The following is a 17,868-nucleotide window of genomic DNA, read 5'->3' as shown; positions in this document are numbered from 1 at the left end:
CGCATTTTTTGTACCTTCACACGTACGGATCAGGGCGCGCCGAGGCCGCCCCGCTCCGTACGCGGAGCGGCGGCGCCTACTGTTCGGCGAGCGCCCGGAGCCGGCTGAGCGCGCGGTGCTGCGCGACCCGTACGGCACCCGGCGACATCCCCAGCATCTGCCCGGTCTCCTCCGCCGTCAGCCCGACCGCCACCCGCAGCAGGACCAGCTCCCGCTGGTTCTCCGGCAGGCTGGCCAGCAGCTTCTTGGCCCACTCCGCGTCACTGCTGAGCAGCGCCCGCTCCTCGGGCCCGAGCGAGTCGTCCGGCTGCTCCGGCATCTCGTCCGAGGGCACGGCCGTGCTGCCGGGTCCGCGCATCGCGGCCCGCTGCAGATCGGCGACCTTGTGACCGGCGATGGCGAAGACGAACGCCTCGAAGGGCTTCCCGGTGTCGCGGTAACGCGGCAGCGCGCAGAGCACCGCCACGCAGACCTCCTGCGCGAGGTCCTCGACGAAGTGCCGCGCGTCACCGGGCAGCCTGGAGAGCCGCGTACGGCAGTAGCGCAGGGCGAGCGGGTGCACGTGCGCGAGGAGGTCGTGCGTCGCCTGCCGGTCCCCCTCGACGGCACGTGCGACGAGCCCGCCGATCTCCTGGGTCCCGTCCTCGCGCATCGGTCCATGGTGCCTTGACGCCGCACGGTTCGCGGCATCGCCCCCGTAGTTGTGCACCGAAGTGTTATGCGTCGGTGTGCCAGCACTCACGTCCCACGCCTCCCCCTTTCGGGTGTTGCCCATGCCGGACCCGAGACGTCGCCCACGGCGTTCACCGGTGCCGCGCGGCACCGTCAGGGGCATGTCCGTCATGAGGTCTCTTCTGGCCGAGTGAGAAGCCCCGGCCCTGGAGCCGGGGAGGAGTCACACCTCAAGCATGCGGCATCGCGTGAGGTTTCGGCGCCGGACGGCGGCACAGCGGGGCCGTGGCACGCGCCACCCCGTCAGGACGGCGCGCGCCGCGGCCCCGCTGTGCCCTCATGCGGCGGACGGCTCAGCGGACCAGGCCCCAGCGGAAGCCGAGCGCCACGGCGTGCGCCCGGTCGGAGGCGCCGAGCTTCTTGAAGAGCCGTCGGGCGTGCGTCTTGACCGTGTCCTCGGAGAGGAACAGCTCGCGCCCGATCTCGGCATTGGACCGCCCGTGGCTCATGCCCTCCAGCACCTGGATCTCCCGCGCGGTGAGCGTCGGGGCCGCACCCATCTCGGCGGACCGCAGCCGGCGCGGGGCGAGGCGCCAGGTCGGGTCGGCGAGCGCCTGGGTGACGGTCGCGCGCAGCTCGGCGCGCGAGGCGTCCTTGTGCAGATAGCCGCGGGCGCCGGCGGCGACGGCGAGCGCCACTCCGTCGAGGTCCTCCGCGACGGTGAGCATGATGATCCGGGCGCCCGGATCGGCGGACAGCAGCCGGCGCACGGTCTCGACACCGCCGAGGCCGGGCATGCGTACGTCCATCAGAATCAGGTCCGAGCGATCGGCACCCCAGCGGCGGAGCACTTCCTCGCCGTTGGCCGCGGTCGTCACGCGCTCGACGCCGGGGACGGTCGCAACCGCCCGACGGAGCGCCTCTCGGGCAAGCGGGGAGTCGTCGCAGACGAGGACGGAAGTCATGGCCGTCCTCCGCAGCTGATGCGCGTCACGTTGTGCCTCCAGGCTGGTACGTATCGTCACCTGTGCGATTGACGGCCTCGGACACCTGCCCGGGGAGTCCCTCTGTCAACCGCTTCCGCACTCTCAACGACGGTCACCCGAAAGAGTTACGGGCTGAGGAGCCGTTTTCGACACTCTATGTGAGGGGCCGGACACGCAGCAGCAAGACCCGCGCCCCTTGGTGCCCCACTTTCTGTAAGCAGTCTGCTTTGCCCTGTTTGGTGACTTTTCTTCCGTGTTTCTTGGTTCTGGGGCAAGATTCGAGAAGAGTCATATTTACATCTACTTAGAAGGTAGATGTACGGTCTTGACCAGGAGCCCGATACCGCCACGCTTCGAGGGGACTAGCAATGGCAGATTTCTCCCGCCTTCCGGGCCCGAACGCAGACCTCTGGGACTGGCAACTGCTCGCCGCCTGCCGCGGCGTGGACAGTTCGCTCTTCTTCCACCCCGAGGGCGAGCGCGGTGCGGCCCGCAGCGCGCGTGAGACGTCGGCGAAAGAGGTCTGCATGCGCTGCCCGGTACGCGCCGAGTGCGCGGCGCATGCGCTGGCCGTTCGCGAGCCCTACGGCGTCTGGGGAGGACTGACCGAGGACGAGAGGGAAGAGCTGATGGGCCGGGCCCGCCACCGCCTGGTGCCGGCGGGCGGCCCGGGGCACGCGACGATGTCCGGCGGCTGACGCCGGGGACGACACCCGAACAGACGAAACGTTTCTCCACCGCGTCCGCCGACGGCGGTGCGGCCTCCCGTACCGCCGGGAGAGCGGTACGGGACGGTCAGCGGCGGCCCGCGGCCGCCAGCTGGTCGAGCATCGCCGTCACCGCCGGGACCTGGGCCAGGTCCGGGAGGGTGAGGGCCACGATCTCGCGCTGCACGACCGGCTCCAGCAGGATCGTGCGCGCGCCCTTGGGCCGTACCGAGGACAGCGCCAGCTCCGGGAGCGCGGCGACGCCCAGCCCTGCGCCGACCAGGCCGATCACGGCCGGATAGTCGTCGGTGGCGAAGTCGATGCGCGGCGTGAAACCGGCGTTCTCGCACACCGAGACCAGGTGCCGGCGGCAGCGCGGGCAGCCCGCGATCCACGGCTCCTCGGCCAGTTCGGCGAAGCCGGCCCGGCCGACGCCCGCGAACCGGTGCTGCTCGGGCACGAGTCCCACCAGCCGGTCGGTGAGCACCCGGCGGACCACCAGGTCGTCCCATTCGGACTCGGCGGCCGGGTCGGCGCCCGGCACTTCGGGGTAGCGGAAGGCCAGCGCGATCTCGCAGTCCCCGCCGCGCAGCATCTCGATGGAGCGCGGCGGCTCCGCCTCGTCCAGCGACACCGCCGTACCGGGGTGCGCTGACCGCATCGCGGCGAGCGCGGTCGGCACCAGAGTGGAGCTGCCCGAGGGGAAGGACACCAGCCGCACCCGCCCGGCCCGCAGCCCGGCGATCGCGGCGACCTCCTCCTCGGCGGCGGTGAGCCCGGCGAGGATGCCGGCGGCGTGCCGTACGAGGGCCTCGCCCGCTTCCGTGAGACGCATTTCACGGCCGGTGCGGACGATCAGCGGCGTGCCCGCCGACTGTTCCAGCGCCTTTATCTGCTGGGAGACGGCGGGCTGGGTGCAGCCGAGCTCCCGTGCGGCGGCGGAGAAGGAGCCGGTCCGCGCGACGGCGCGCAGCACACGGAGATGACGGGCCTCGATCATTCCTCAAGCATAAGCACTACTTGGGGCGCAGTCGGAATATTCGGTCACCGCTTTGGAGCGACCGAAGCCCGCAGGAGGCAGGCATTCCGGGCGGACGTTCGGCGCGAAACCCACCGTCAATGGACCGAATGGCATCGGTCCCGGCACCCAGGCCCCTTACCGCACACAGCGCCTGGCGACTCGCCGCCCCGGCGGGCGGGGCGGCTCCGGGCCGATAGCGTTCTCTTATGACGACTGCATTGGTCACGGGAGCGACGGCGGGCATCGGAGCGGCGTTCGCACGCCGGCTGGCGGCCGACGGACACAACCTGGTGCTGGTGGCCCGTAACGAAGAGAAGCTGCGCAATCATGCGGCCGAACTGCACGACCGGCACGGCGTCGAGGTCGGGGTGCTGGTGGCCGACCTGGCGACGGAGGAGGGCATCACGGCCGTCGAGGAACGGCTGGACGACCGGAAGCACCCGGTGGACCTGCTCGTGAACAACGCGGGCTTCGGCAACAAGGGCGAGTTCCTCGAAGTGCCCATGGCCGACGAGCTGACGATGCTGAAGGTGCACTGCGAGGCGGTGCTGCGGCTGACGTCGGCTGCGGTGAAGGGGATGCGCGAGCGGCGGCGCGGCGGGGTGGTGAACGTCGCCTCGGTCGCGGCCTTCGTCCCGCGCGGGACCTACGGCGCGAGCAAGGCGTGGGTCGTGCAGTTCACCCAGGGCGCGGCGCGCGACCTGGCGGGGAGCGGCGTGCGGCTGATGGCGCTGTGCCCGGGCTTCGTCCGTACCGAGTTCCACGAGCGCGCGGGCATGGGCACGGACAACATCCCCGGCTGGATGTGGCTGGACGCCGACAACCTGGTCGACGCCGCGATGAAGGACCTGGCCAGGGGCCGTTCGCTGTCCATCCCCGACCCCCGGTACAAGGCCCTGATGGGCGTGGTGAAGCTCGCCCCGCGCAACCTCCTGGGCGGCGTCACCTCCCGCACGGGCCGCAAGTACGGGCCGCAGTAGCCCGCACGCGATCGAAAGACGACGGGCCCGGCACCTCTCTGGGAGATGCCGGGCCCATTCGTACCGCAACCACCGCTCGAGTTACCCCCGCGGCGAGTTACCAGGTCCGCGAGAGCGGCTGGGGGTACCTCCCAGCGGTAGCTGGGGGAGGTTTAGCCGCAAAGAGGGGCTCACTCAGTGCGAGTGACCGTGGCCGTGACCGGCCTCGGGCTCCTCCTCGGCCGGCTTCTCGACGACCAGGGTCTCGGTCGTGAGCAGCAGGGAGGCGATGGAGGCGGCGTTCTCCAGGGCGGAGCGGGTGACCTTGACCGGGTCGATGACGCCGGCCTTCACCAGGTCGCCGTACTCACCGGTGGCGGCGTTGAAGCCGTTGCCCTTGTCGAGCTCGGCCACCTTGGAGGTGATGACGTAGCCCTCGAGACCGGCGTTCTCGGCGATCCAGCGCAGCGGCTCGACGGCGGCGCGGCGGACGACGGCGACACCGGTGGCCTCGTCGCCCTCCTTGCCGAGGTTGCCCTCGAGCACCTTGACGGCGTGGACCAGAGCGGAGCCACCACCGGAGACGATGCCCTCCTCGACCGCGGCGCGGGTCGCGGAGATGGCGTCCTCCAGACGGTGCTTCTTCTCCTTGAGCTCGACCTCGGTGGCCGCACCCACGCGGATGACGCAGACGCCACCGGCGAGCTTGGCGAGGCGCTCCTGGAGCTTCTCGCGGTCCCAGTCCGAGTCGGTGGACTCGATCTCGGCCTTGATCTGGTTGACGCGGCCCGCGACGTCCTCGGAGTTGCCGCCACCGTCGACGATGGTGGTGTCGTCCTTGGTCACGGTCACGCGGCGGGCGGTGCCCAGCACGTCCAGACCGGCCTGGTCGAGCTTGAGGCCGACCTCCTCGGCGATGACGGTCGCACCGGTGAGGGTGGCCATGTCGCCGAGCATCGCCTTGCGGCGGTCGCCGAAGCCGGGGGCCTTCACCGCGACGGCGTTGAAGGTGCCACGGATCTTGTTCACGACCAGGGTCGACAGGGCCTCGCCCTCGACGTCCTCGGCGATGATCAGCAGCGGCTTGGAGGAGCCGGCCTGGATGACCTTCTCCAGCAGCGGCAGCAGGTCCTGGATCGAACCGATCTTGCCCTGGTGGATGAGGATGTACGGGTCCTCGAGGACGGCCTCCATCCGCTCCTGGTCGGTGACCATGTACGGGGAGAGGTAGCCCTTGTCGAAGGCCATGCCCTCGGTGAAGTCGAGCTCCAGGCCGAAGGTGTTGGACTCCTCGACGGTGATGACACCGTCCTTGCCGACCTTGTCCATCGCCTCGGCGATGAGCTCGCCGACCTGCTTGTCCTGGGCGGACAGGCCGGCGACGGCGGCGATGTCGGACTTCTCGTCGATCGGGCGGGCCGTCGAGAGCAGGTCGTCGGACACGGCCTTGACGGCGGCGTCGATGCCCTTCTTCAGGGCGGCGGGGGAGGCACCGGCGGCGACGTTGCGCAGACCCTCACGGACCAGCGCCTGGGCCAGGACGGTGGCGGTGGTGGTGCCGTCACCAGCGATGTCGTTGGTCTTGGTCGCCACCTCCTTCACCAGCTGGGCGCCGAGGTTCTCGTACGGGTCGTCGACCTCGACCTCGCGGGCGATGGTGACACCGTCGTTGGTGATGGTCGGGGCGCCGAACTTCTTGTCGATGACGACGTTGCGGCCCTTGGGGCCGATCGTCACCTTGACGGTGTCGGCAAGCTTGTTGACGCCGCGCTCGAGGGCGCGACGGGCGTCCTCGTCGAACTTCAGAATCTTCGCCATGAGTTACGTGTCCTTAGTCGTACTCTCAACGAACTGCGCCCCTGCCCCGGGTGGTGAGACGCGGGAACCAGGGGCGCAGGTCAGAACAGCTGGGGTGAAGCGTCGGCCTGGGAAATCCCAGGTCCCGGCTTACTTCTCGACGATCGCGAGAACGTCGCGAGCCGAGAGGACGAGGTACTCCTCGCCGTTGTACTTCACCTCGGTGCCGCCGTACTTGCTGTAGAGCACGACGTCGCCGACGGAAACGTCGAGCGGAAGACGGTTGCCGTCCTCGAAGCGGCCCGGGCCCACGGCCAGGACGACGCCCTCCTGGGGCTTCTCCTTGGCGGTGTCCGGAATGACCAGGCCCGAAGCCGTGGTCTGCTCGGCGTCGAGCGGCTGGACCACAATGCGGTCCTCGAGCGGCTTGATGGCAACCTTGGAGCTGGCGGTCGTCACGATCCGACCTCCCCCTTCGGAGATCTCACGGGGTTAACTGTCTGAGGTGGCGACCAGGTGGATCCGTCGTCGCGGGTGCCGGACCTGCCCGTCGCGCGTAGCTTTTGCTCGCTCTCCGGGCGTGCGCCCGGTCGGCTCGCTGTTTGGCACTCTCCAACGGGGAGTGCCAGCGCCGAGACTATGACGCGGTTAGCACTCGGTCAAGCGGAGTGCCAATGCGGCGCTCATGTCGTGGCGGAAAGATTCCCCGGGGCGCCCCGGAACCCGCGTCGGCCCGGCCGCCGCGCGGCCTGTGACCTGCCCCAGAATGGGGCGGGTGAACCCTCTCGACGCCTTCTCCGCGCTGCTCAGCGACGAGGGCCGGGCCCTGCTGGCCGGCCTCCGCGACCACGACCCCGCCCAGGAGCTCGCCACCGCCACCAGGCTGCGCCGCGAGCACCCCGCCGAGCTGGTGTCCGCGGCCCTCGGGCAGGCCGGGCTGCGGCAGCGCGCGGTCGCGAAGTTCGGCGCCGAGGACGCGTACCGGATGTTCTTCACCCCGAACGGCGTCGAGCAGTCCACCCGCCGCACCGTCGCCGTGCACCGCGCGGCGCGCCTGGCCGCGCTCGGCGTACGGTCCGTCGCCGATCTGTGCAGCGGCATCGGCGGCGACGCGATCGCGTGCGCGCGGGCCGGGATCAAGGTGCTCGCGGTGGACCACGACCCGCTGACGGCGGAGGTCGCGCGGGCGAACGCCGAGGCGCTGGGCCTGGCCGACCTGATCGAGGTGCGCTGCGCGGACGTCACGGAGATCGACACGAGCCCGTACGACGCGGTCTTCGTGGACCCGGCGCGCAGAGGGGGCAAGGGGGCAGGGGCCGCGCGCAGCGCGTCGATGAGGGGCGGTGGCCGGGCGACGGGCGGGCGGATCTTCGACCCCGAGGCGTACTCCCCGCCGCTCTCCTGGGCCATCGAGGCCGCGCGCAAGGCCCCGCGCGCCGCGCTGAAGATCGCGCCCGGCATCCCGCACGAGGCGATCCCCGAGGACGCCGCGGCGGAGTGGATCTCGGACGGCGGCGACGTGAAGGAAGCGGTCCTCTGGTTCGGCACGGAGCCCGGCTCCGTACGCGCCACCCTGCTGCCCTCGGGCGCCTCGCTCAGCACCACGGCGCCGCTCCCCGACCCGCCCGTGCGCCCCGTGGGCCGCTACCTCTACGAGCCGGACGGCGCCGTCATCCGCGCCCACCTGGTCGCCGAGGCCGCCGCCGAGCTGGACGGCGGACTGATCGACGAGACCATCGCGTACATCACCGCCGACGAGCTGCGCGCCACCCCGTACGCCGCCGCCTACGAGATCACCGACGAGCTGCCGTTCAACCTGAAGAAGCTCAAGTCACTCCTTCGTGAACGCGAGATCGGCGTGCTGACGGTCAAGAAGCGCGGCTCCGCCGTCGAGCCGGAGGAGATCCGCCGCAAGGTGCGGCTCCGCGGCCCGAACGCGGCCACGGTCCTGCTCACCCGCGTCGCGGGCGCCCCGACGATGCTCGTCGGGCAGCCCGCGCCGCGGCCGGCCGGCGGCTGATCACGAGTACAGGTTGTCCTTGCTGACCTCGTGCACGTGGTCGTGGTCATGGCCGTGCCCGTGCCCGTGGTGGGAGTGCGGGACGCCGTGCCGGTGCTGGTGGCCCGGGGCCGGCACGTGGGGCTCGGTGACCGGCAGGGAGGAGTCGGCGGACAGCTCCCAGGCGGAGTGCGGCCGGTTCCGCGCGACCATCTCGGCGCCGAGGGCCGCGACCATCGCGCCGTTGTCCGTGCACAGCTTCGGGCGCGGCACGCGCAGCGTGATGCCCGCGTCCTCGCAGCGCCGCTCCGCCATCGCGCGCAGCCGCGAGTTGGCCGCCACGCCACCGCCGATCATCAGGTGCTCCACGCCGTGGTCCTTGCAGGCCCGTACGGCCTTCCGCGTCAGCACGTCCACGACGGCCTCCTGGAAGGACGCCGAGACGTCGGCCACCGGGACCTCCTCGCCGGCCGCGCGCTTGGCCTCGATCCAGCGGGCCACGGCGGTCTTCAGGCCGGAGAAGGAGAAGTCGTACTTCGGGTCGCGCGAACCGGTCAGGCCGCGCGGGAACGCGATCGCCTCCGGGTCGCCCTCGCGGGCCATGCGGTCGATGACCGGGCCGCCCGGGAAGCCGAGGTTCAGCACTCGTGCGACCTTGTCGAACGCCTCGCCCGCCGCATCGTCGATCGTCGAGCCGAGCGGCCGCACGTCGGAGGTGATGTCCGGCGCGAGCAGCAGCGAGGAGTGGCCGCCGGAGACCAGCAGCGCCATCGTCGGCTCGGGCAGCGCGCCGTGTTCGAGCTGGTCGACGCAGATGTGCGAGGCGAGGTGGTTGACGCCGTACAGCGGCTTGCCGAGGGCGTACGCGTACGCCTTGGCCGCCGAGGTGCCGACGAGCAGCGCTCCGGCCAGGCCCGGGCCGGCCGTCACCGCGATGCCGTCCAGGTCGGAGGCGGCGACCCCGGCGTCCTTCAGGGCGCGCTGGATGGTGGGGACCATCGCCTCCAGGTGGGCGCGCGAGGCGACCTCGGGGACGACGCCGCCGTAGCGGGCGTGTTCGTCGACGCTGGAGGCGATCGCGTCGGCCAGCAGGGTGTGCCCGCGGACGATGCCGACACCGGTTTCGTCGCAGGAGGTCTCGATGCCGAGGACGAGCGGTTCGTCAGCCATTGATCGGTGTTCCTTGTACGAGGGATTCGGAGGTGTAGCGCATGACCAGGGCGTCGACGTTGCCCGGCTGGTAGTAGCCGCGGCGGAAGCCGATGGGCTCGAAGCCGAAGCGTTCGTACAGCCGCTGGGCGCGGAGGTTGTCGACGCGCACTTCGAGCAGCACTTCGTGGCACTCGAAGGTGTTGGCGGCGGTGAGCAGGTCGGTCAGCAGCCGTGCGCCGAGCCCGGAGCCCCACTGGTCGCGGGCCGTGGCGATGGTCTGGACGTCGCCGGTGCCGTCGACGGCGGCGAGCCCGCCGTAGCCGACGAGCCGGCCGTCCTGCTCGGCGACGGTGTAGTGGCGGTTCGCGCCGCGCCCGCGGGAGTGCGCCAGCTCGGACCAGAACATCCCCCGGGACCAGGCGTCCTCGGGGAACAGCTCCTCCTCCAGCGCCAGTACCGGCTCGATGTCCCACCAGCGCATCTCGCGCAGCACGGCGGCGGGCGCGGTGGCGGCGGGCTGGTCGGCGTGGGCGGTCACTTGGGGGTGACCACCTTGTAGTTGGCCGGGACCTGCGCGTCCGGCCGGCGCAGGTACAGCGGCTGCGGGGGCAGCAGCGTCTCGCCGCGGGCCAGCTTCTCGGCGGCGAGCGCCCCGAGGGCCGCCGCCGACTGGTGCTCGGGCCCGTCGGCGCGCAGGCCGTCGAAGGTGCCGTCGTACAGCACCGCGCCCGCGCCCACCGCCGGCACCCCGGCGACCTGCTCGGCGATGTCGGCCGGGCGGTCGACGGCGGGCTCCGTGGTCCGCGTACGGAAGTCCGCGTACCGGGCCCAGTAGACCTCCTTGCGGCGCGCGTCCGTCGCCACGACGAAGGGCTCCTCGATCCCGGAGGCGTACGCGATGCCGTCCAGCGAGCACAGGCCGTGCACGGGCACGTCCAGGGCCGCGCCGAAGGTGGCGGCGGTGACCAGGCCGACGCGCAGCCCGGTGTAGGGGCCGGGGCCGACGCCCACGACGATGTCGGTGACCGCGTCGAGCTTCACGCCGGCCTCGTCGAGCACCCGGTCGACGGCGGGCAGCAGCAGTTCGCCGTGGCGGCGGGCGTCCACCTCGCGCGCCTCGGCGAGCACGCGGGGAGCGGCCGGGCCGCCGCCGGTGTCGGGGGCGCAGCTGAGCAGCGCGGCGGAAACGGCGGGGGTTGCGGTGTCAAGGGCAAGCAGCAGCACGCCCTCAAGACTACGGCGCGGCGGACGCCGCCCTGCCGGGTGCTGCGCTCGCCGGTACGCTGCGTGCTGGGACTCCGGCACGCCGTGTGCCGGCCTTCGGACCTCGGACGCGTACGGATCCGTACGGAAAGGTGGCACGGCGGTGGCCGCTAGGAGCAGCTCGATCGTGACGGCTCTCACCGTGGTGGCACTGGCCGCGGTCGGTTTCCTGGGCTTCCAGGCCTCGGCCGACGCCTCCGACCCGCTGAAGCCGGTGCGCTCGGCCAAGGGCGGCTCGGTCTCGCCGGCGCCCTCGGCCGACCAGAAGCCGAAGGAGTCGGCGGAGGAGAAGGAGAAGCGCGAGACCGCGGTGCCCGCGCATTCCGGTTCGGGCAAGCGCGTGGTGTACGCGCTGGACGACCGGCGAGTGTGGCTGATCGGCCCGAAGGAGCAGGTCCTGCACACGTACGAGGTCGTACCGAGCAAGGTCAGCCCGGCGCCCGGGGCGTACTCGGTGACCACGCGCTCGGCGAGCGTGACCGGTTCCGACGGAATCCCGATCGAGAACGTCGTTCGGTTCGCGACGGTCGACAACGTGGTGGTCGGCTTCAGCGCGGCGGTCGACGGCTCGATGCCGCAGCCGGACGCCCAGCAGAAGAAGACGGGCGGCGTCCGCGAAAAGCGCGCCGACGGCACGGCCATGTGGAAGTTCGCCACGATCGGCACGAAGGTCGTCGTCGTTTCGTAGCGTCCGGGCGGCGGCAGGAGGCTGGCTCACCGCTGCCGGCGGCCTGTTCACGGCTGCCTCGGGCCCGCCCGGTACTGTCCACGGCTCGTCCGATACCGCTCGCGGCAGACCGTCTTCGATCGCCTCTCGCGCCCCGAAGCGCAGCCCCGCATCCCCCCACCCGGGGGTTACCCAAGGAGTGGGGTGGCGCATGCAGGCTGCGGGGGGCGCATGCGGGCTTTCGACGGCTGGCGGGGGCTTTCGGGGCCGCCGGAAAGGCGTCGGGGCACCCGATCGGCGCAGGGGGCCCGCGCGGGCTGATCAATCCCCCGTACGGGCTACAGGGTGCCGTGGCGGCGAGTGGACGGCCTGTGCGGGCGAGTGGACGGCCTGTGCGCGCGGCCGGGCAGGGCTCCCTGCCGCGCCCGGTGGCTACGCCGCGTCGCGGTCGCTGTTCGGCAGGTGAGGGGCCTCAGGGGCGGGCTTGGGGCGGGTTTCGGCGGTGGGCGGGGCCTCGGGGGCTTCCGGGGGCGTGGAGACCGCGCTGGCGGCCGCACAGGACGCCAGGAGTTCGTTCATCGTCGGCCGGGGGCCGTCCTCGCGCCGGAACGGAGACGGTTCACTGTCGTCGCGACGGGCCGCCGCGGCGAGGGACTGGTGGGCCGACATGGATGCCTCCCGGGGATCCTGGGGCGAGCGGGCATAGTTAGGTAGACCTAACCGGCTCTCTCCCTCCATGTGACCACGCCCGGTACCGCCGACGCAACATCTTGCCGACGGCTTGTCGGAAACTACGGAGCCCACCGCCCCGGAAACGGCGGCCCGGAAGGGGCCGCGCCCGCCTCTCAGAGTTCCTGGAGCACGCTCAGGTCGCTGCCCGCCCAGCGTTCGCCGACGCCGGTGACCGTCACCTCGCGGACGTCGTCCTCGTCCTCCGCCACGGCCGCCGCGGCGCCCACCGTGCGCGCGATCGTGACGTGCAGCCGGTCCTCGGACAGCTCCTCGACCTTGCCCTCGCCCCACTCCACGACGACCACGGACTCCGGCAGCGAGACGTCCAGGTCCAGGTCCTCCATCTCGTCCAGGCCGCCGCCGAGCCGGTACGCGTCGACGTGCACCAGGGGCGGCCCCACGTGCAGCGAGGGGTGCACGCGGGCGATGACGAACGTCGGCGAGGTGACGGCGCCGCGTACGCCCAGGCCCTCACCGAGGCCCCGGGTCAGCGTCGTCTTGCCCGCGCCGAGCTCCCCGCTCAGCAGCACCAGATCGCCCGGCCGCAGCAGGCCCGCGAGCCGGCGGCCCAACTCCTGCATCCGGTCCGGAGACTTGACGGTTACCTGCGTGATGGCGTCGGTGGTGCTCATGCCGCCGATGGTACGAGGCCGGACGGACACCGCGCGCCACGGCGGCGGCAGCCCCCTCCCAGCCCGGGGCGGCAGCCCCCTCCCGGCCCGGGCGTCAGGCCCGGGCCGGCCGCCGGGCGCGGGATTCCGACACCGCGCGTGCGACCAGGGCCGTCAGGCGGTCGTTGACCAGGTCGGGGTGTTCCAGCATGACCAGGTGACCGGCGTCCGGTACGCAGACCAGTTCCGCCGCCGGGAGCAGATCGCCGATCGTGCGGCTGTGCTCGGGCGGCGTGATCAGGTCACGGTCGCCGGCCAGTACGAGCGCCGGTACGCCGTCGTAGGCCGCCAGCGCCGCCGTCTTGTCGTGCACGGCGAACGCCGGGAAGAACTCCGCCACCACGTCGATCGGCGTCGCCTCGATCAGCCGCTCGGCGAAGCGCGCGACGCCCGGGTCGACGTCCTTGGGCGCGCCGAAGGAGTACCGCTTCACCAGCCCGGCGAAGAGGTCGGCCGTGGCCCGCCGGCCCTTCTCGACCAGCTCGCTCTGCGCGCCCAGCGCCTTCAGCACCCCGGGAGCGAAGCGGTGGAACGCCTTCACGCCCAGCGACGGCAGTCCGAAGGCGACCTCGCTGAGCCGCCCGGCCGACGTGCCGATCAGGCCGACGCCCACGACGCGCTCGGCGACGTACTCCGGGTACTGGTCGGCCAGCGCCATCACCGTCATGCCGCCCATGGAGTGCCCGATCAGCACGATCGGGCCCTCCGGCACGGCGGCGTCCAGCACCGCCTTCAGGTCCCGGCCCAGCATGTCGATGGTGACCGGTTCGGTGCCCTCGATCTGGGCGTGCCCGCGGGTGGAGCGTCCGTGGCTGCGCTGGTCCCAGTGGACCGTACGGACGTTGCCGCGGAGCGCGGCGCGCTGGAAGTGCCAGGCGTCCTGGCTGAGGCAGTAACCGTGGCTGAAGACGACGGTGGGGGCCGCGGAGCGTCGCCCCAAGGCCCCCAGCAGGCGCTTGCGGCGGGCCTTCTGCGCCTCACCGTCCGGGCGCTCGTCCGGCTCGTCGATCTCGTAGTACAGCTCGGTGCCGTCCTCGGCGTACGCCCTGCCCGGCGTGCCGCGCAGGGTGCCGTACGGGCCCGCCGAGTCCAGCGCCGTCCGCGCCTTGCGGCGCACGCCCCGGCCGACCGTCAGCCGCTCCAGCGCCACCCCCGCGGCGGCGCCGGCCGCGACGACGCCGATCGCGGCGCCGGCGATGCCCGCGTGCCGGCCGGCGCGGGCCCAGCCGCCCGCGGCCTCGGCGGCGGCCCCGGCCACGCCCGGGACGCCTTGCGTGCTCTCGCTCATGTCCCGTCCCCCGTTCCCTCGTCCTCCGGGACATTCCCGTGCTCGGGGACATAGACGCGTGGCACCCGGCTTCCGATGCGGGTGACGATCTCGTAGCCGATGGTTCCGATGGCCTGTGCCCAGTCCTCGGCGGTCGGTTCGCCGCGGTCCCCCGGCCCGAAGAGCACCGCCTCGTCCCCCGCGGCGGCGGTGTCCCCGCCGAGGTCGACGACGAACTGGTCCATGGCGACCCGGCCGGCGATCGTCCGCCGCTTGCCGGCGATCAGCACCGGGCCGGTGCCGGAGGCGTGCCGCGGGATGCCGTCGGCGTAGCCCAGCGGGACCAGCGCGAGCGTGGTGTCCCCGGGGGTCGTGTAGTGGTGGCCGTACGAGACGCCGTGGCCGCCCGGTACGTGCTTGACCGACGCCAGGGAGGCGGACAGCGTCATCACGGGGCGCAGCCCGAAGTCGGCGGGCGTGCCGACCTCCGGGCTGGGCGAGATGCCGTAGATGCCGATCCCGGCGCGGACGAGGTCGAAGTGCGCGTCGGGGCGGGTGAGCAGGCCCGGGGTGTTGCAGATGTGCCGGACCTCGGGCCGCAGGCCGGCCGCCTCCGCGGTGGCGAGCGCGTCGCGGAAGACGGCGAGCTGGGCGTCGACCGAGGGGTGTCCCGGCTCGTCGGCGCAGGCGAAGTGCGACCAGACGCCGGTGACCCGGACGAGGCCCTCGGCCTCGGCGGCGCGGGCGGCCTCGGTCAGCTCCGCCCAGTCGGCGGGCGGGCAGCCGTTGCGGCCCAGGCCGGTGTCGATCTTCAGCTGGACGCGGGCCGGGCGGCCGGCGGCGTGCGCCGCGTGGCGCACCTCGTGCAGCGCCCACAGCCCGCTCACCGAGACGTCGATGTCGAGCAGTACGGCCTTGCGCCACGGGCCGCCGGGCGTCCACAGCCACGCCATGAGGCGGCCGGTGTCGCCCGCCTCGCGCAGCGCGAAGGCCTCCTCGGGGAGGGCCGTGCCCAGCCACTCGGCGCCGGCCTCGCGGGCCGCCGCGGCGCACCGCACCGCGCCGTGCCCGTACCCGTCGGACTTGACCACGGCCATCAGCTGCGCACGCGGAGCGCGCGCCTTCAGGGCACGCACGTTCGACCTCAGTGCGTCGAGGTCGATGGTGGCGCGGGCGCGCAGTGCTCTCTCGTTCATCGTCATCAGTGTCTCAGGTGCGGCGGGCGGAGCCCTTCCGACCGCCGCGATGAGGTGCTTTCGGGCGCCTGATGCCGGGTCACTCGGCCGGTTTGCGGCCCCAGACGAAGACGTCGTCGCCCTTCCTGAGGATGTTCCACAGCTTGGCCGCGTGCGGTCGCCGCATGTTCACGCAGCCGTACGAGCCGGGCGGGCTGTAGATGTTGCCGGAGATCCCGTGGAACGCCTGGCCGCCGTCGAAGAACTGGGAGTGCGGCATCGGCGAGTTGTAGATCGTCGAGTGGTGGTGGCGGTTGCGCAGGTAGACCTTGTGCTTGCCGGGACGGGTGGGGTAGCCGGCCCGCCCGCTGCGGATCGCCACCGGGCCGAAGATCACCTTGTCGTGGTTCTGCACCCACATGATCTGGCGCGGCAGGTCGACGCAGGCCACCCGCGGCGCCCAGTGCTCGCCCTTCTTGCGCATCCGGGGCACCGGGCAGCGGCCCTCCTTGTTCGGGTCCGCCTTGGCCTCCAGGAGCCGGATGGTGCCCCAGGTGGCCGGGCCGGCGAAGCCGTTGGCCGGGCTGATGTTCTCCTTCTTCTGGAGCGCGGCGATGGCCTTGCAGTCCGCCGGTGACTGCTTGCCGTCCGCCTTCAGCTTCAGGTACCGCTCCACCTGCTTCTGGAAGGGACCGGTGGCGGTGGTGCACGCGGGCTCCGCCGGCTCGGCCTTGGCGCTCTCCGGGGCGCGCAGGACCTCGGTACGCGGCACGTACTCCACGACCGGGGCGTTCTCAGCGCGGGAGCCGGCGGCCTCCTGCGCACCCGGCCTGCCGGCCGCCGGCTTCCCGGGCTTGGCGGTGTGCTTGCCCGGTTTCCCCGTGTGCTTGCCGGGCTTGCCCGTGTGCTTGCCGGGCTTCTTCCCCGGCTTCTTCCCGGGCTTCTTGCCGTGGGCCGACGGCTTCGACTCGTACGTCTGGTCGGGCGTGTCCTTCGGCTGCGCGGAGTTGGGGACACCGGGGACCAGCTCGGACACGGTGTAGACGTGCGGCTTCTGCGGCCCGGGGTCGGCGGCGGCCCCGGGGGCGACCACGAGACCCAGCAGCGTGGCCGTGCCCGTGGCACCGGCCAGCAGGGTGGAGAAGTATCGGTTCATACGATCAGGTGTGCCGTGGCGGGGGCTCCGCGCCCCGCGGAGGGGCGCAGGTTCGCCCTGGCGAGCGGGTTTTTCGGCCGGGCGGAGGTGCCGGGCGAGCGGGCCGCGCCGGAGGCGCCGACGGTACGGGCCGGGCGCGCCGGGCCGGGCGGGCGTGGCCGCCGCCCGCCGGGTGAGACTGGGGGCATGCGGACTGCTTACAGCGTGGAGAAGGTGCGGGCGGCGGAGCGGGACCTGATGGCGCGGCTGCCGGACGGGGCCCTGATGCAGCGGGCCGCCGCGGGCCTGGCGGTGGCCTGCGCGGACCTCCTGGGACGGGTGTACGGATCGCGGGTGGTGCTGCTGGTGGGCAGCGGCGACAACGGCGGTGACGCCCTGTACGCGGGTGCCCGGCTGGCCCGCAGGGGCGCCGGGGTGCGCGCGGTGCTGCTGTCCCCGGAGCGGGCGCACCAGGGCGGTCTGGCGGCCCTCCGGGCCGCGGGCGGCCGGGTGTCGGCCGACCCGCGTGCCGACATCGGCCGCGCCGACCTCGTCGTGGACGGCATCGTGGGCATCGGCGGCAAGGGCGGGCTGCGCCCGGAGGCGGCGGAACTGGCCGACGCGGCGCGCTCCGCGACCGTCCTGGCGGTGGACCTGCCGAGCGGGGTGGACGCGGACACCGGCGAGGTCGACGGCGCTGCGGTACGGGCGGACGCGACGGTGACGTTCGGCGCGTACAAGCCGGGGCTGCTGATCGACCCGGCGCGCGCGTACGTGGGCGCGCTGCGGCTGGTGGACATCGGCCTGGAGCTGCCGGACCCGGACGTCGAGGCGCTCCAGCACGCGGACGTGGCGGAGCTGCTGCCCGTCCCCTCGGCGGACAGCGACAAGTACCGGCGCGGCGTGGTGGGCGTCGTGGCGGGCTCCGCGCGCTATCCGGGCGCCGCGGTGCTCTCGGTGTCGGGCGCGCTGCGCGGTGGCGCGGGCGCGGTCCGGTACGTAGGCCCCGGCGCTGACGCGGTGATCGCGGCGCACCCGGAGACGCTGGTGCACACGGGCCCGCCCTCGAAGGCGGGACGGGTACAGGCGTGGGTGATCGGGCCGGGCCTGGGCGACAACGAGGAGGCCATGGCGGACGTCCTGGACTCCGACGTGCCGGTGCTGGTCGACGCGGACGGGCTGCACGGCCTGGACCCGGCGCGGCTGCGGGCCCGTTCGGCGCCGACGCTGCTCACCCCGCACGCGGGCGAGGCGGCCGCGCTGCTCGGCGCGGCGCGCGAGGAGGTGGAGTCGGCGCGGCTGCACGCGGTACGCGAGCTGGCCGCCAGGTACGGCGCGACGGTGCTGCTCAAGGGCTCCTCGACGCTGATCGCCGGCCCCGACGGCGGGGCCGTCCGCGTCAACCCGACCGGCACGGGCTGGCTGGCCACGGCGGGCAGCGGTGACGTCCTCTCGGGCCTGTCCGGTTCCCTGCTGGCCACGGGGCTGACACCCCTGGACGCGGCGTCGGCGGGCGCGTACCTGCACGGGCTGGCGGCCCGGCAGGCGGCCGCGGAGACCGTCCCGCTGACGGCCTGCGACGTGGCGGACGCGCTGCCGGGGGCCTGGCACTCGCTGACGGACTGAGGCGCCGGACGGGGGACGCGGGGCGGCCGCGTCCCCCGT

At 73.0% G+C, this 17,868-nt stretch carries 18 protein-coding genes; 5 read left to right on the top strand and 13 right to left on the bottom strand.

What is annotated here, in order from left to right; all coding sequences use genetic code 11:
* Positions 1-76 precede the first annotated feature (76 nt).
* Positions 77-652 (bottom strand): sigma-70 family RNA polymerase sigma factor, encoded by a 576-nt coding sequence (locus tag ABZ840_RS13985; RefSeq protein WP_030262963.1) that lies wholly within the window; start codon positions 650-652, stop codon positions 77-79.
* A gap of 373 nt (positions 653-1,025) precedes the next feature.
* Entirely contained in the window at positions 1,026-1,637 is a 612-nt protein-coding gene (locus ABZ840_RS13980; RefSeq protein ID WP_003948568.1) for a response regulator transcription factor, read from the bottom strand.
* Positions 1,638-2,026: 389 nt separating this feature from the next.
* Here ABZ840_RS13980 and ABZ840_RS13975 point away from each other — a divergent pair, with 389 nt between their 5' ends.
* Complete coding sequence (locus ABZ840_RS13975; protein ID WP_361558327.1) at positions 2,027-2,356, top strand: WhiB family transcriptional regulator; 330 nt, start codon at positions 2,027-2,029, stop codon at positions 2,354-2,356.
* 97 nt (positions 2,357-2,453) lie between these two features.
* Here ABZ840_RS13975 and ABZ840_RS13970 read toward each other — a convergent pair whose 3' ends face one another.
* On the bottom strand, positions 2,454-3,365 hold the full coding sequence (locus ABZ840_RS13970; RefSeq protein WP_361558324.1) for a LysR family transcriptional regulator: 912 nt from the start codon (positions 3,363-3,365) through the stop codon (positions 2,454-2,456).
* 227 nt (positions 3,366-3,592) lie between these two features.
* On the opposite strand from ABZ840_RS13970, the gene ABZ840_RS13965 reads away from it, so the two are divergent.
* A complete protein-coding gene (locus ABZ840_RS13965) occupies positions 3,593-4,366 on the top strand; it encodes an SDR family oxidoreductase (protein WP_361558321.1) in 774 nt (257 codons plus the stop codon).
* Positions 4,367-4,540: 174 nt separating this feature from the next.
* Here ABZ840_RS13965 and groL read toward each other — a convergent pair whose 3' ends face one another.
* Together groL and groES are read right to left on the bottom strand one after the other, a co-directional pair.
* Positions 4,541-6,163, bottom strand: coding sequence for a chaperonin GroEL (gene groL, locus ABZ840_RS13960; RefSeq protein ID WP_361558318.1), 1,623 nt, complete (start codon positions 6,161-6,163; stop codon positions 4,541-4,543).
* A gap of 129 nt (positions 6,164-6,292) precedes the next feature.
* Positions 6,293-6,601, bottom strand: a complete 309-nt coding sequence (gene groES, locus ABZ840_RS13955; RefSeq protein ID WP_019329594.1) for a co-chaperone GroES — start codon at positions 6,599-6,601, stop codon at positions 6,293-6,295.
* A gap of 307 nt (positions 6,602-6,908) precedes the next feature.
* On the opposite strand from groES, the gene ABZ840_RS13950 reads away from it, so the two are divergent.
* Positions 6,909-8,162: an SAM-dependent methyltransferase gene (locus tag ABZ840_RS13950; protein WP_361558314.1), complete on the top strand. Its 1,254-nt coding sequence runs from the start codon at positions 6,909-6,911 to the stop codon at positions 8,160-8,162.
* On the opposite strand, the gene tsaD is transcribed toward ABZ840_RS13950, so the two are convergent.
* Genes tsaD through tsaB form a run of 3 tightly spaced genes read right to left on the bottom strand, consistent with a single transcriptional unit; the run spans position 8,163 to position 10,517 of the window.
* Positions 8,163-9,311, bottom strand: coding sequence for a tRNA (adenosine(37)-N6)-threonylcarbamoyltransferase complex transferase subunit TsaD (tsaD, locus tag ABZ840_RS13945; protein WP_361558311.1), 1,149 nt, complete (start codon positions 9,309-9,311; stop codon positions 8,163-8,165). It abuts the gene before it with no gap.
* On the bottom strand, positions 9,304-9,774 hold the full coding sequence (gene rimI / locus ABZ840_RS13940; RefSeq protein WP_361558817.1) for a ribosomal protein S18-alanine N-acetyltransferase: 471 nt from the start codon (positions 9,772-9,774) through the stop codon (positions 9,304-9,306). Before rimI ends, tsaD begins: the two co-directional genes overlap by 8 nt.
* Positions 9,775-9,827: 53 nt before the next feature.
* The gene (tsaB, locus tag ABZ840_RS13935) at positions 9,828-10,517 is read right to left on the bottom strand and encodes a tRNA (adenosine(37)-N6)-threonylcarbamoyltransferase complex dimerization subunit type 1 TsaB (RefSeq protein ID WP_361558308.1); all 690 of its coding nucleotides are present in this window, start codon (positions 10,515-10,517) and stop codon (positions 9,828-9,830) included.
* A gap of 166 nt (positions 10,518-10,683) precedes the next feature.
* Here tsaB and ABZ840_RS13930 point away from each other — a divergent pair, with 166 nt between their 5' ends.
* Complete coding sequence (locus tag ABZ840_RS13930; protein WP_361558305.1) at positions 10,684-11,244, top strand: hypothetical protein; 561 nt, start codon at positions 10,684-10,686, stop codon at positions 11,242-11,244.
* A gap of 411 nt (positions 11,245-11,655) precedes the next feature.
* On the opposite strand, the gene ABZ840_RS13925 is transcribed toward ABZ840_RS13930, so the two are convergent.
* From ABZ840_RS13925 to ABZ840_RS13905, 5 genes are all read right to left on the bottom strand, one after another.
* A complete protein-coding gene (locus ABZ840_RS13925; RefSeq protein ID WP_361558302.1) occupies positions 11,656-11,892 on the bottom strand; it encodes a hypothetical protein in 237 nt (78 codons plus the stop codon).
* Between the two features lie 176 nt (positions 11,893-12,068).
* Positions 12,069-12,587: a tRNA (adenosine(37)-N6)-threonylcarbamoyltransferase complex ATPase subunit type 1 TsaE gene (gene tsaE / locus ABZ840_RS13920; protein ID WP_361558299.1), complete on the bottom strand. Its 519-nt coding sequence runs from the start codon at positions 12,585-12,587 to the stop codon at positions 12,069-12,071.
* Positions 12,588-12,681: 94 nt separating this feature from the next.
* Positions 12,682-13,914 carry an alpha/beta hydrolase gene (locus tag ABZ840_RS13915; RefSeq protein WP_361558296.1) on the bottom strand — a complete coding sequence of 411 codons (1,233 nt, stop codon included), beginning with the start codon at positions 13,912-13,914 and terminating at the stop codon, positions 12,682-12,684.
* Positions 13,911-15,089, bottom strand: a complete 1,179-nt coding sequence (gene alr / locus ABZ840_RS13910; protein WP_361558293.1) for an alanine racemase — start codon at positions 15,087-15,089, stop codon at positions 13,911-13,913. Before alr ends, ABZ840_RS13915 begins: the two co-directional genes overlap by 4 nt.
* A 79-nt stretch (positions 15,090-15,168) precedes the next feature.
* Entirely contained in the window at positions 15,169-16,224 is a 1,056-nt protein-coding gene (locus ABZ840_RS13905) for a L,D-transpeptidase (RefSeq protein WP_361558290.1), read from the bottom strand.
* A 186-nt stretch (positions 16,225-16,410) separates the two neighbouring features.
* On the opposite strand from ABZ840_RS13905, the gene ABZ840_RS13900 reads away from it, so the two are divergent.
* A complete protein-coding gene (locus ABZ840_RS13900; protein WP_361558287.1) occupies positions 16,411-17,829 on the top strand; it encodes an NAD(P)H-hydrate dehydratase in 1,419 nt (472 codons plus the stop codon).
* Positions 17,830-17,868 lie beyond the last annotated feature (39 nt).

The organism is Streptomyces sp. NPDC047117 (assembly GCF_040643545.1).
In the GTDB taxonomy this organism is placed as follows: domain Bacteria; phylum Actinomycetota; class Actinomycetes; order Streptomycetales; family Streptomycetaceae; genus Streptomyces.
This window is presented reverse-complemented; position numbering and strand designations above follow the sequence as displayed.